Source organism: Tardiphaga sp. (genome assembly GCF_044340795.1).
Classification (GTDB): domain Bacteria; phylum Pseudomonadota; class Alphaproteobacteria; order Rhizobiales; family Xanthobacteraceae; genus Tardiphaga.
The window spans coordinates 16,368-29,619 of record NZ_JBIISY010000060.1 but is presented as its reverse complement, the minus strand read 5'-3'; the positions used below and the strand labels follow the sequence as shown (position 1 = coordinate 29,619).

Genomic DNA, 13,252 nt, shown 5'->3' with positions numbered 1-13,252 from the left:
TGGTCTTCCGGCTGGAAACGGCGGGAGGATGGGTACCATAGTGCGTGTATGTTTCCGAGATTGTCCGCATCATTCACCGAACTAGCTTACCAAGTCGACAGCGCATGACGGCATCGCGCCGGATCGCCCGCAGATTCATCGCCACCGACGGGGTGCGTTCGCCTGGCGACCCTACCTGGATACTGGAAATTATCTCGATAATCTAGTGACATAGCCCGAAAAGCAGGCATGGCCGCGCGGCCATAGATACCAAACTTAAAGGCTTTGGAACTTAGAGTTCCGCCACTGAAACCCCGTGACTGGGCGCAATGACGACAACCGCCGGTTCATTTTACGACCCAGCGAACGGCGATTTCGAAGCCGTCGACGGCGAGTCGTTGCCAGCGATGCACGCGCGCCGGTTGCGCCGCCGACGCCAGACATTGTTCGTGGCCGGCGGCAGCCACATCATCAATGTCGCCTTGCTCGCGGTGTTTGCTGCAGCCGGGACCATCTCGTCGACATTGGTGATCACCTTCGCCGCCTGTGCCATCGGCAAGGTGGCGATCTTCATGGCGATCTCCGAAAGCGGGATGAGCGATCGCTGGAAGGACCACTTCCTCGCCGGCCCCTACACGGCGGCGACCTTCGCCCTGATGCTGGGGTTCATCTATTGGGCGCCCAGTGTCGCTGTCGTCTTCATGTGCGCGTTCTTCCTGATCGCCAATGTGATTGCCTTCCGCGCCTCCCCGCAGCGTGGCGCAGTCGCCTGCACGGTCATGACCGGCGGCGTCATCGCGCTCTATGTGCTGGCGCAACTGCCCATCACACTCCCCGCCGGCAACGATCTCGAACGCCTCGGCACGCTGCTGACCTTTGCGGCGACGCTGATGCGCATCATGTTCATCAACATCTTCGCGACACGCGTGCGCGACAACCTCTACCGCCGCAGTGCCGCCCTGGAGACAGCGTACAAGCGGATCGAGGAGCTGGCCGAGGTCGACGAATTGACCGGCGCGCTCAACCGCCGCAGCATCATGCGACTGCTCGATGACGAGATCGCCCGCTGCGAGAAGGCCGGCCTCGCCTGCACCGTCGCGCTGATTGATCTCGATCATTTCAAGCAGATCAATGACCGGTTCGGCCATCTCACCGGCGACGAGGTGCTGCGGACCTTCGCCATCAGCATCTTCGCCAATATCCGCACCGTCGATAAATTCGGCCGCTATGGCGGCGAGGAATTCCTGCTGCTGCTCCCCGAGATCTCCCATGACAGCGGCACGCGGATGCTTGACCGTCTGCGTGCGATCGTCGAGACGCTCGACTGGAGCGCGTTCTCCGAAGGACTGACCGTCACCATTCGGCCGGCGTTGCGACGCTTCGCCCGGGCGAGCCGCCCGAATCCCTGCTTGCCCGCGCCGACCTCGCCCTTTACGCAGCAAAGGAGCGCGGCCGGAACCGGATCGCCGCCGCCTGATCTTTTTTGACCACCGCCGACCCATTCTGAACAACCAAGATTCTTAACTGCCCAAGATCTTTAAGACCGCAAGACTTTAGAACCACAAAGGCGACCGAGAACGGGCGCCATATTGATGTCTCCAGGATAGAGCCATGGCTTTCAAATCGCCGTTGTCGACCAATCTGCTCGACGATCTCCAGACCGCCCTGGCGCATGGCAATGTTGCGCGCCGTGTCGACATGCTGCGTCAGGTCACCGACCTTTTCATCGATCACGCGGCCGACTATTCGGCGGCACAGATCGCTGTGTTCGATGACGTCTTCGAATGTCTGATCGAGCATCTGGAGGCGGAAACAAAAATTCTGCTCGCCGGGCGTCTCGGCCCCGCCAGCAATGCACCACCGCGCGCGGTGCGCAGCCTCGCTTTCGACGACCTCGTGGAAGTGGCTGCGCCGCTGCTGTCGCAGTCGAACCAGCTCGACGAACACGCGCTGATCGAGAATGCCCGTACCAAGAGCCAGGGGCATCTGATGGCGATCTCAACGCGCAAGACATTGAGCGGCGCCGTCACCGAGATCCTGGTCGAGCGCGGCAATGACGACGTGGTCATGAGCACCGTCAACAATCAGGGCGCGTCGTTTTCCGAGCGCGGCTATGACAGGCTGGTGCAGCGCGCCGGGAGCAGCGAGGGCATCGCCACCTGCGTCGCCATGCGTCCGTCGATGCCGCGCCATCACATGCTGAAGCTGATCAGCCAGGCCTCTGCATCCGTTCGTGCGCGCATGGCGGCGGCCAATCCGAAACTGGCCGGCGAAATCAACTCCGCCGTCCAGAAAGCAACGCGGCAGGCGGCGCCTGCCACCATGAGCGAGGATGCAGCGATTTCGCACGAGCTGGTGCGTCTGCTTCACAAGGACGGTCGCCTCGACGAGAACGAGGTGGCGAAATTCGCCGCCAATGACAAATTCGACGAGGCCAATGCGGCGATCGCATGCCTGACCCATGTGTCGGTGTCGGTGGTCGAGGCCATGATGATCGAGGCGAGCAACGAAGGCATCCTCATCCTGTCGAAGGTCGCCAATTTTTCGTGGCCGACGGTCAAGGCCGTCATCGACATGCGGCAGCGACTGGCCAACCAGCCGCTGTCCGAAAACATTGCCGATCGCGACACTTACGAACGCCTGCGTCCTTCCACCGCACAGCAGGTGCTGCGCTTTCATCGCATGCAGCAGGCGACGGCTGACGCATCCGTCGCTTAAGCGGTCGCGCGCGCGACGTCGCCCGCGCGGCAGTCTGTGCCGCATCCTTCCCCGCTGCAACACCAATTGCGCTGACCTGCCATTCCCGCAACAGGCATCGACTTGCCCGCGCAGGCGTTGATAGTGGTGCGCAATCGCGGCGATCAACGCCGCATCCACGACACGACAACAGGGCGGGCTCCATGCGTGTGTTGATTACTGGTGCCGGTGGCTTCATCGGCACGACACTCACCGCGGCACTGCTGCAGGCTGGCGCTCTGAAGAACGCCAAGGGCGAGAGCGAACGGATCGACGAGATCCTGCTGCTCGACACCCATCTGCCAGCCACATCCGATCCGCGGCTCACACGCATGCAGGCGGATATTTCAGATCACGACACCCGCACGGCGATCGCCGCATGGAAGCCGCATTGCGTGTTTCATCTGGCAGCAGTGCTGACCAGCGCTGCGGAGGAAGACCCCGCGGCAGCACTTGCGGTCAATGTGTCGTCGCTGGCCAATCTGATCGACACCGTTGGCAACAAGGCGGCACCGCCGCGCTTCGTCTTCCCGAGTTCGATCGCGGTATTCGGCGGCTTGCTGCCGGACAATGTCGACGACGATCATCTGCAGAAACCGCAGACCTCCTACGGCACGCACAAGGCCATTGCCGAACTGATGCTGGCGGATGCGACCCGCCATGGCCTGATCGATGCGCGCGCGCTGCGGTTGCCCATCGTGCTGGTGCATCCGGGCCCGCCGACCCAGTCGGTGTCCGACCGTATCGCCGGCATGGTGCGCGACAGCGTCGCCGGCCAGCCGACCGTGTGCCCGCTGCGGCCGGACACCAAGGTGCCGGTGGTCTCGGTGGATACGGTGGTGCGCAACCTGATCACGCTGCAGGATGCGGATACGGCCGCGCTGCGCGGCAAGCGCGTACTCAACCAGCCGGCGCTCACGGTGAGCATGGAAGACATCGTCAATGCACTGAACATCGTGGCCGAGGTGGCGCCGCGCGTGACATTCGAGCCTGATGCGGAATTGAAGAAGATCGTTGATGGCTGGCCGAAGGGATTCATTTCGACGCGCGCGCCATCGGTCGGCGTCGTGGCCGACAAGACCTTTGACGAGATCATCATGAGCTATCAGCGGCATCTGGGAAGCGCGGCGAAGACGTCAGCGGCGTGAGGTGCTCCTTCACCTCTCCCCGGTGGGGAGAGGTGAAGAAAAATCACTTCTCCCGGAATGCCCTGTGCATCTGGTCGGCCATCGGCTTCATCAGATAGGACAGCAATGTCCGCTCGCCGGTGCGGATGAAGACTTCCACCGGCATGCCGGGCATCAGCCTGGTGCCGTTGAATTTCGCGACCTGGTCCTGGCCGATGGTGATGCGCACGACAAAGTAGGTCGGACCGGTCTTGTCCTCGCGCGAGATATCGGCGCCGATGCGCGACACCTCGCCATCGATTTCCGGCGTGGTGCGCTGGTTGAAATTGGTGAAGCGCAGCACCGCATTGTGACCGAGCTTGACCTGGTCGATCTCCTGCGGTTGCACGCGGGTCTCGACGATCAGGCTGTCGGTGTCCGGCACGATCATCATCACGGTCTCGCCGGCCGCGATGACGCCGCCTTCGGTGTGAACGTTGAGATCGTGCACCACGCCGGTCTGCGGCGCGCGGATTTCCAGCTTCTCGGCCTGATCACGCGCCGTCACTTTCTTCTCGAAGGTCTCGGCGTATTTGGCGCGCACATCGGCCAGCTCCTTGGCGACCTCGCTGCGGAAATCCTGATCGATCTGCAGGATCTTCAGCTCGGTCTCGGAGATCTTGCCCTTGGCCTGGGCGATGGAGGCGGTGAGCTGCCCCTTCTCGCCGAGCAGACGTGCGGAGTCTCGCTGCAAGGTGACAAGACGCGTGATCGAGACCAGGCGTTGCTCCCACAGCTGCTCGACACCGACGAGTTCCTTGGCGAGCAAATCTGCCTCCTGCTTCTTCGCGGTCAGCTGATCCTCGAGACCGGTGATCTGCTCCTTGAGCTGCGACACCTGCTCGCGCAACTGATGCCGCTGGCCATCCGACGCGTCGCGACGGAGCTGGAAGAAGCGCCGCTCGGCGGTCATGATCACCTGCGCCGGCGAGTCCTCGGGAAGTGCGGCGATTTCCTCCGGAAACACGATCTCCGCAAGCCCGTCACGCTCGCTCTGCAACCGCGCACGACGCGCTTCCAACTCCCACAGGCTCTTGGTGACGGCGGAAAGATTGGCCTGCGCCACGGTCTCGTCGAGGCGGATCAGGAGATCGCCGCTATTGACCCGCATGCCTTCGGTGACCAGCAGGTTCTTCACCACGCCGCCGGCGGGGTGCTGCACCTTCTTGACGCTGGACTCCACCACCAGCGAGCCATTCGAGATCACGGCGCCGGACATGTCGGTGGCCGCGCCCATGATGCCCATGCTGGCGACCATGAAAACCGCCGCGCCGCCCACCGCCATCATGTGGCGGCGGATCGACTGCCTGTTGCGTGCGACATCCTTAGTCATGGGCCACCGCACGCTTCCTGCCGGCGCGCTTCGGCGCGGGCTCCTCGATGGTTTCGGCGGGCCGCGCCGCCTGTTTCGGCGCAAGCAATGGCAGGACGGCATCCGTCTTTCCGAACGCCTGCTGCCGGCCTTCATTGAGCACCAGCATGTGATCGACCACCGCCAGCAGCGCCGGCCGATGCGCGATCACCACCACGATGCCGCCGCGTTGCCTTACCCCGGCAATGGCGCGCACCAATGCACGCTCGCCCTCGCTGTCGAGATTGGAATTGGGCTCGTCGAGCACCACGAGGAAGGGATCGCCGTAAAGCGCACGCGCAAGCGCGATGCGCTGGCGCTGGCCGCCGGACAGCATCAACCCGCCCTCGCCCACTTCGGTCTCGTAGCCATTGGGCAGCCGCAGGATGAGATCATGCACGCCGGCCTGCTGTGCAGCGGCCAGCAGACGCTCGGCATCGAGCTCCGCTGCAAAGCGCGAGATATTCTGCGCCACGGTGCCGCGAAACAGCGCGACATCCTGCGGCAGGAAGCCAGTGGCGGCGCCGAGCGCTTGCTGATCCCATTGCGCCAGTGCTGCGCCGTCGATGCGGATGACGCCGCGCACCGGCGGCAGAATGCCGACCAGCGCCCGCGCCAGCGTGGACTTGCCGGACCCGCTGGGGCCGACGATCGCCACGGCACTGCCGGCCTGCAGTGCGAAGCTGACATCATGCAGCACCAACGCCTCGGCCCGCGGCACCGTGAGGCTGACGGAATTGACGCGGAGCTGCCGCGTCGGCTTCGGCAGATCGACCGGCGCCTTCTTCGCCGGCAATGCAGCCAGTGAATCGCAGAGCCGCTGGAAGCTCGCGCGCGCGGCGATAAAATTGCGCCAGTTGGCGATGGCGAGTTCGATCGGCGCCAGAGCACGGATCGACAGGATGGTGGCGGCGAGCATGACGCCGGGCGTGGCCTGCTGATTGATGACGAGCCAGGCGCCGAGCGCCAGCACGCCGGACTGCAGGATCATGCGCAGGAAACGCGACGCGCTGCCGAAGCCGCCGGTGAGATCGGAGGTCGTGCGCTGGCCGTCGAGAAATGCGTCCGTCCGCTCGCCCCAAAGATCGCCCATGCGCCGCTTCATGCCGAGCGCATGCACGACCTCGGCGTGGCTGAACACCGTCTCCGACAGGCTCCGACGCGCGGTGGCGAGGCCGACCAAAGCTTGCGTGGGATTGCGGCTAAACGTTTCCGATGCCCAGGTGATGGCGCCGAGCATGATGGCGCCGACCGCGACTGCAGCACCCATCAGCGGATGAAACAAAGTGCAGACGAGAATATAGAGCGGCGTCCATGGCAGGTCGCAGGCGGCGATCAGACCGCTGCCGGACATGAAGCCGCGCACGGTGTCGAGATCGCGGATGTTCTGCAGACCGTCGGTGCCGGGTTTTGTCAGCGCCTGATGCTGCACGCAATCGAAGACGGGACCGCGCAGGGACTGGTCAAAGCCTTCGCCCATGCGCGCGAGCAAGCGACTGCGCATGACGTCGACGGCGGCCTGGATCAGGAGCAGCATGACCGCGATCAGCAGCAGGCCGATCAGCGTGGACATGCTGCGGCTTGGCAGCACGCGGTCATAGACCTGCAGCATGAACAGCGGGCCGACCAGCATCAGGAGATTGACGATGAAGCTCGCACTCGCAACCGCAATCAGGGCAATACGGGTTTCGCCAAGGGCAGAACGAATTGGGGCCGGCAAGGCAGACGGCCGGAAACGCAAACCACTCATTGACATCCTCTCGGCTAACGCACCGGGTGATGGGGGATGTGCTCGGGACAACGGGAGAGGCACGGATGCCTCTCCCGGTTTTGTCAGGCTCAGATGATGTGCGCGCCGTGCAGATTGAGCACGCCGTGATCGCCGGTGAGCGCGTCGGTGAGCCCCGCAACGAGATCGAGCGGCGCGGTCTCATGGGTAGCGGCCGCTGTGTCGTGGGCCGCTTCGCCGCCCAGCAAGTCGCCGCCAAGTAGTCCGCCGACAAGGCCATGCGGCCCGAGCAGTGTTCCGGTCAGCGAGTCGGTGCCGGCACCGCCGAGGCTCGGAATGTTGAGGATACCGCCGAGCAGACCACCCTGCGAGCCGCCCTCGTCGCCGGACGCGCCACCGAGCAGATTGCCGAGGATCGGCAGCTCATGAAGGCTGCTCGTCACGCCGGTGACGAGATCGGCGACCGGATCCAGCAGGCCGGTATTGCCGAGCAGATCATCGAGCGAGTGTACGACGGAACCGACGGTCTCGCCGACATGCTCGATCGTCTCGCCAAGGCCACCACTCAGAAGCCCACCATTCAACAACCCGCCATTCAGCAATCCCATGGGCGTGCTCAACAGGCCCGCCACAGGATCGGCGTGGCCGTCCGCAGCGGCGGGCAGCAGGCTTCCGCTGCCTTGCGCGACGGTGTCGGTGAGCTGCTGCGCGAGATCGGCGGGCAGTTGAATGAGATTGCCCTGATCGCCGAGCAGATCTGTCGGTAGATGCAGGTCGCTGACGACATTCTGCACGGCATCGGTTGCGGGCTGGATGAGATGCGTCAGATCGAGCTGGGAATCCGGTTCAATCTTGAGGATATCGCCAAGACCGAGAAGATTGGCCATCTCGGGAGCAGGCGCCTCCGCACCGGCACTGGCCGCAAGATCGAGATGGATGGGATCGAGCAGCGTATGGGTATCCGCCGTCGCCGTGGCATCCACACTTGCATCGGTCGAGATCGCCTCGTCACTCAGCAATGCGTTCAGTGACAATTGCGACGCGGCGTCGGCGCTGGTTCCGGATAACAATGCCGCCGATCCGGCCAGCACTTCGGCAAGCCGGTTGTTATCGCTTCCGTTCAGAAGTGTCGTCATGAGGGAAAGCTCCACGCTTGGTCTGACGTGAAGCAAGAACGACAAGTTATGCGGGTTGTTGCAGGGAGGATGCTACCTACGGGCTCGTTGGGTAACGAGCGACTACGGAAGTCGGGCGGAGTTTGTGAAATTCTTAGGAAGCGGGAACGCGCGTGCGATGCATCAATACCGCAGCACGCGCGAACCCGCGAAAGCACCGAGCGCCGTCACCATGACTGTAGCGATGGTGTACCAGACCGCCACGAAGAGCGGTGAGTCGTCGGTGCAATGGGCGGCGTAGACGGTCGCCGCCAATCCCGACGACATCATCCCCGCCAGTGCACCGACGAAAGCGGGACGCGTGGTTGCGCCCTGTCGCAGCGCCAGCAATGCGGCACCGAGGATCGGCAGCGAGAACAGCGAGATTGCTACCGTGCACAGCGTCGCGCCCTTCCCCATCATCCGCGTCATCATCGGCGAACGCTGCGGCATCATCATCTCGGCAATGATCGCACCGACCAGAATGAAGGGCGACAGCAGCAGCAGCCATACCCAGCGGCCGAGCACCGCTTCCGGCCGCGACAGATGCACGCTGATGACGATGGCGGGGATTGCCAGCGCCAGCGTGACGACGAATTTCAGATCGAAGAACGGATTGCGCATCGCCGCCATGAAATCGGGACGCAGCCCGATGGTGACGAGCATCATCGCCGCCGCCACAGGCAGCGTCACGAGCAGAGCCATGGCGAGCTGCGTGCGCACCGGTGGCGGACGGTGAGCATTGTCGGCAGCAAGCGCGCTGATCAGGCGGTCGGTATCCATCATCAATCCTCCCGCAATTTCGCCGCGAGGCTGGCAAGCCCGCGATGCAAGGCCACGCGGACATTGCCTTCGGTCATGGACAGTTTCTCGGCGGTCTGCCGGATCGAGGCATTCTCGACGGCGATCGACTGCAGCACGTCGCGCTGGCGCGGCGGCAGATCACCGAGATGGCTGGCGATATCCACCGTGGGCAGCGGTTCGGCCGGCGGCTCGCTCGGCAGCGTCTCGGAGAAATCGTCGATGTCGACAAAGACACGCCGACCGCGCTTGCGCAGCGCATCGATCAGCTTGTTGCGCGCGATCGCGAACAGCCACGGCGCGAAAGGCGCGTTGGCGTCCCAAGTATGCCGCTTCAGATGCACCGCGAGTAGAATGTCCTGCACGATATCCTCGGCCTGGTCAGGCGACTGTCCGGCGCGCGACAAACCCTGCCGCGCACCCGCGCGCAATACGGGGGTGACCGACTTCAGCAGGCGATGATAGGCCGCGCCGTCACCGGCCATGGCCGATTGCATCAGACCCGTCCATTCGTCGTCGTCACGTCCGCGCACGCGCGCTCCTGATGGCATTTCGGCGGTGGGATCAGAGTGTTACATCCGCCACGGTGAGATCACAGAACCGTGACCCGCGGGCAATGGCCGGCGCGGTTTCAGGTCGTGCAGTGCGGCTCATAGCACCTTTGCCCTGCGGCATCCCAGTGCCGAAAACCGGCCTCGGGCCGATCATGGCGAAAACGAGCGCGAAGATTCCCCTTTTCTGCCCCCATGTGGTCACCTGCGCAGTTTCCTTATGGACCCGAAGGGGCGGGTATCCTTGGGGAGACTATGATGAGATTCAACACCACCGGGCACGCCGCATGGATTTTCGCGGCGGGATTGTGGGCATTCGCGTCGCTGTTCCCGGCCACCGAGGCCGCCGCGCAGACAGCCGCCCAGGCGCCTGACCAACCTGCCGCCGTCGGCACCGCCACGGGTGTCGTGGCCGCCGAACCGGGCCAGCCGACCCGTCTGCATCCGAAAAAGTCGGCCAGCAAATCCCGCAAGGCCGTGCGCCACGCCAAGGCGAAGAAGCCGGCCAAGGAAGAGACTGCCAAGGAAGAGGCCGCCAAGCAGGAGGCCAAGGCAGACGACCTCAAGCCCACGCAGGACGACAGCATGACTCCCGCCGTCGCCAATGCGAATGCGCAGTGGGCCAATGATGCCAAGCCCACCGACACCTACAACATGTCCGCCCAGGCCGGGAATGTGCTGAGCCAGATGGACGCCCAGCCCGAACCGCACGCCACGGCCGACGCCGAGAACCACGCGCCAGCCGCCGATGTGGTCGCGTCCGACCAGATCAATGACCTCGACCGCGCCGCCGAGGACAAGCCGCCCCTGACCCTCGCAAAGGCCACCATCGACACGCCGGCGCCCGCTGCGACCGTGGAGAACAGCAAGCCGTGGGAGCAGACCTCCATGATCGGCAAGGTGTTCATCGCCATGGGCGGGCTGCTTACGCTCGCCTCCGCAGCGCGAATGTTTATGGCTTGAACCTCATCCTGTGAGCGGGCAGATTGCGCGCGGTCGCCGGCTCCGGTGGCCGCAATCAACAGATCCGCGGGATGAAACATGAGCAGCTTCGAACACATTCTCGTCGAGCGCAAAGGCGCCGTCGGCATCGTGACCCTGAACCGCCCGAAGATGCTCAATGCACTCTCCTTCGGCGTGTTCAGCGAGATCAAAGTCGCCATCGACGATCTCGAAGCTGACGACTCTGTCGGCTGCATCATCGTCACCGGCAGCGAGAAGGCCTTCGCCGCTGGCGCAGACATCAAGGAGATGCAGCCGAAGGGCTTCATCGATATGTTCTCGAAGGACTTTACCCAGATCGGCGGTGACCGCGTCGCCACCTGCACCAAGCCGACCATCGCCGCCGTGTCCGGCTATGCGCTCGGCGGCGGCTGCGAGCTGGCGATGATGTGCGACATCATGATCTGTTCGGACACCGCCAAATTCGGCCAGCCCGAAATCACCCTCGGCACCATTCCCGGCATCGGCGGCACCCAGCGCCTCACCCGCGCCATCGGCAAGTCGAAGGCGATGGACCTCTGCCTCACCGGCCGCATGATGGATGCAGCGGAAGCCGAACGCTCCGGCCTCGTCAGCCGTGTCGTCGCTGCCGACAAGCTGATGGAAGAAGCGATCGCCATGGCGGAGAAGATCGCCGGCATGTCGCGCCCGGTGGCGGCCATGGCCAAGAGCGCCGTCAATCGCTCGCTGGAAACCTCGCTGGCCGAAGGCCTCAAGGTCGAGCGCGACCTGTTCCACGCGACCTTTGCGCTGGAAGACCGCAGCGAAGGCATGGCCGCGTTCATCGAGAAGCGGAAGCCGGTGAACAAGAACCGCTAAGCGCGGCTGCGCTTCAGCGCTGCCAAGACCAACAACCGATAGGCCCGTTCCTGCATGGTGGCGGGCCTTTCGAGTTTCAGGCGTGCGAGACAGGCTTCGTCATTCGCGCCCGGCGACGAGGTGAGTCCTTCCCAAAACAGTCCGCAGAGCTTCGACGGCGTCTTCACCGCCGCGCTCAAGATCTGCAGCGCCGGAATCAGACGTTGCTCGACATCGGTGAAATCACTGCTGAACGGAAACATCGGCAGCAGACCGGCATCGCGCGCCGGCTTCAAGGCCTTGGCAATCCGCTCCGGTGTGTTGTCGCGATGTGCGGATGCGAGCTCGAATTGTCTGGGCAACTTGCCCGCATCCTTGGCCTGCCGCATCAGTTCCGGCTGAAAACGGGAGTCGGTGATCTCCAGCATGGCCGCGATCGTATCCGCATCGGATTTGCCGCGCAGGTCGGCGACGCCGTATTCCGTCACGAACATATCGCGCAGATGTCGCGGGATGGTCTGGTGGCCATAGGACCAGCGGATATTGGACGACGGCGCCTTGCCCGGCCGCGTCGCTTCCAGCGTGAGGATCGACCGCGCCCCCTCCAGCGCAAAAGCCTGCGCGACGAAATTATACTGGCCGCCGACGCCACTGATCACCTGACCGTCATCGAGGCCATCGGAGATCGCAGCGCCCATCAAGGTTGCCATCATGGTGTTGTTGACGAAATGGGCATCGACGCGCGCGCGACGTTTCGCGGCCTCGTCGCCGTAGAGTTCGTTGGTGAAGGACACCGGCGTCATCTGGATTTTCGCCAAACGTTCCGGTGCCATGTCGCGCAGGGACTGATAAAATGCTTTCGGTCCGAGGAAAAAGGCCGCTTGCAGAATCGTGCCGTCGACCTCGCGCTTCAGAATGCCGGCCTCGATCAGGCCGAGAAATGCCTCGAACAGCATTTCACTGACGCCATAAAGGCCCCGCTCGAACGGCTCGCTGCGCACGGCGACGCCCGGCGCCAGCCGCTGCATCGTCGCCTTGAAGGCCGCATTGTCGCGATGGCGTGCGATCAGCCCCTGTGCCAGCGCATCGCCGATCTGGCCGATGCCGATCTGCAGCGAGCCGCCATCGCGGATCAGTCCCGCCGCATGGAGGCCGATGGCGTATTTGGTATCGCTGACCGGTTCCGACGGCGGCGCGAACAGCGGGAATTCAACGTCCGGGCTTTCCAGCACCGCATGGAATTCATCACCGGCGAGATCCCCCTGCCCCGGCATGTAAGGCAGTTCGGCATTCACCTGACCGACCAGCTTGAATGATGCACGGCCTTCGGCACGTGCGCGCATCAGATCGAGCGTGGTGTCGGTGTTGCAGCTCAGGCTGTAGCGCGCATGGCCATCGACGACGCGCTTTGACACCAGTTGCGTGATGACATTGAGCCCGCGTGCCAGCAGATATGACGCGGCATGGGTGTAGTTCGCGGAAATATAGTGCTGCTGCGCGTCGGCGACACGCAGCCATTTGCCGGCGAGGAAGAAGAACTCGTTGACCCTGATGTTATCTGGCAATTCGCGCTTGCGGATGGCGTTTGCGTAGTCGAGATCGGGGTAGCCGCCAAACAGACGATCGATCACCGGACCGATGAAGCGTTTCTCGAGTTCATTCGACGGCCGCGGCTTTTCGAGCGTCAGCGCCGAGAAGAATGTCAGATCGATGTTGCGATCAGCGACGGCGCGCCGATACAGCGCATTGATGATGTGATTGGCCTTGCCGAGACCGAGCGGCAAGCCGACCACGAGCCTGGTGCCGACGTCGCGAATGATGTCCTCGACGATGTCATCAGGGTCGGAAAAAATTGTCGGCATGAGGATCCCGATTGAACAGCGCGGACCGGAAGTGGGTACCACCCTGCGAGTAACTGCGAATGTGCCCATCATGCAACAGCCGCGCGCGAATTGAGCGGTCACGTCGTCGCATTCCATCGCCTG

Annotated in this window: 11 protein-coding genes and 1 pseudogene; 6 read left to right on the top strand and 6 right to left on the bottom strand. The window is 63.7% G+C overall.

Annotation, left to right across the window (positions count from 1 at the left end; all coding sequences use genetic code 11):
* Nucleotides 1-308: 308 nt before the first annotated feature.
* The 4 genes and pseudogenes from ACIQ17_RS12405 to ACIQ17_RS12390 form a co-directional block, all read left to right on the top strand.
* Nucleotides 309-1,277: pseudogene (locus tag ACIQ17_RS12405) on the top strand (GGDEF domain-containing protein); the annotation flags it as partial.
* A gap of 26 nt (nt 1,278-1,303) precedes the next feature.
* Nucleotides 1,304-1,456, top strand: a complete 153-nt coding sequence (locus tag ACIQ17_RS12400; RefSeq protein ID WP_398468930.1) for a diguanylate cyclase domain-containing protein — start codon at nt 1,304-1,306, stop codon at nt 1,454-1,456.
* Nucleotides 1,457-1,590: 134 nt separating this feature from the next.
* Nucleotides 1,591-2,697 carry a DUF2336 domain-containing protein gene (locus ACIQ17_RS12395; RefSeq protein ID WP_398468924.1) on the top strand — a complete coding sequence of 369 codons (1,107 nt, stop codon included), beginning with the start codon at nt 1,591-1,593 and terminating at the stop codon, nt 2,695-2,697.
* 182 nt (nt 2,698-2,879) lie between these two features.
* Nucleotides 2,880-3,863 (top strand): NAD-dependent epimerase/dehydratase family protein, encoded by a 984-nt coding sequence (locus ACIQ17_RS12390; protein ID WP_398468922.1) that lies wholly within the window; start codon nt 2,880-2,882, stop codon nt 3,861-3,863.
* 43 nt (nt 3,864-3,906) lie between these two features.
* Here the strand turns inward: ACIQ17_RS12390 and ACIQ17_RS12385 are convergent, their stop codons facing one another.
* The 5 genes from ACIQ17_RS12385 to ACIQ17_RS12365 form a co-directional block, all read right to left on the bottom strand.
* The gene (locus tag ACIQ17_RS12385; protein ID WP_398468920.1) at nt 3,907-5,214 is read right to left on the bottom strand and encodes an HlyD family type I secretion periplasmic adaptor subunit; all 1,308 of its coding nucleotides are present in this window, start codon (nt 5,212-5,214) and stop codon (nt 3,907-3,909) included.
* Nucleotides 5,207-6,982, bottom strand: coding sequence for a type I secretion system permease/ATPase (locus ACIQ17_RS12380; protein ID WP_398468918.1), 1,776 nt, complete (start codon nt 6,980-6,982; stop codon nt 5,207-5,209). The genes ACIQ17_RS12385 and ACIQ17_RS12380 overlap by 8 nt, the downstream gene beginning before the upstream one ends.
* An 89-nt stretch (nt 6,983-7,071) precedes the next feature.
* Nucleotides 7,072-8,097, bottom strand: coding sequence for a hypothetical protein (locus tag ACIQ17_RS12375; protein WP_398468916.1), 1,026 nt, complete (start codon nt 8,095-8,097; stop codon nt 7,072-7,074).
* A gap of 162 nt (nt 8,098-8,259) precedes the next feature.
* Nucleotides 8,260-8,898 carry an NrsF family protein gene (locus tag ACIQ17_RS12370; protein ID WP_398468928.1) on the bottom strand — a complete coding sequence of 213 codons (639 nt, stop codon included), beginning with the start codon at nt 8,896-8,898 and terminating at the stop codon, nt 8,260-8,262.
* A gap of 2 nt (nt 8,899-8,900) precedes the next feature.
* Nucleotides 8,901-9,449 (bottom strand): sigma-70 family RNA polymerase sigma factor, encoded by a 549-nt coding sequence (locus tag ACIQ17_RS12365; protein ID WP_398468914.1) that lies wholly within the window; start codon nt 9,447-9,449, stop codon nt 8,901-8,903.
* Nucleotides 9,450-9,725: 276 nt separating this feature from the next.
* On the opposite strand from ACIQ17_RS12365, the gene ACIQ17_RS12360 reads away from it, so the two are divergent.
* Nucleotides 9,726-10,430: a hypothetical protein gene (locus ACIQ17_RS12360; protein WP_398468912.1), complete on the top strand. Its 705-nt coding sequence runs from the start codon at nt 9,726-9,728 to the stop codon at nt 10,428-10,430.
* A gap of 78 nt (nt 10,431-10,508) precedes the next feature.
* Entirely contained in the window at nt 10,509-11,288 is a 780-nt protein-coding gene (locus ACIQ17_RS12355) for an enoyl-CoA hydratase (RefSeq protein WP_398468910.1), read from the top strand.
* On the opposite strand, the gene ACIQ17_RS12350 is transcribed toward ACIQ17_RS12355, so the two are convergent.
* Complete coding sequence (locus tag ACIQ17_RS12350) at nt 11,285-13,129, bottom strand: acetyl-CoA hydrolase/transferase C-terminal domain-containing protein (RefSeq protein WP_398468908.1); 1,845 nt, start codon at nt 13,127-13,129, stop codon at nt 11,285-11,287. The genes ACIQ17_RS12355 and ACIQ17_RS12350 overlap by 4 nt on opposite strands.
* Nucleotides 13,130-13,252: the final 123 nt, after the last annotated feature.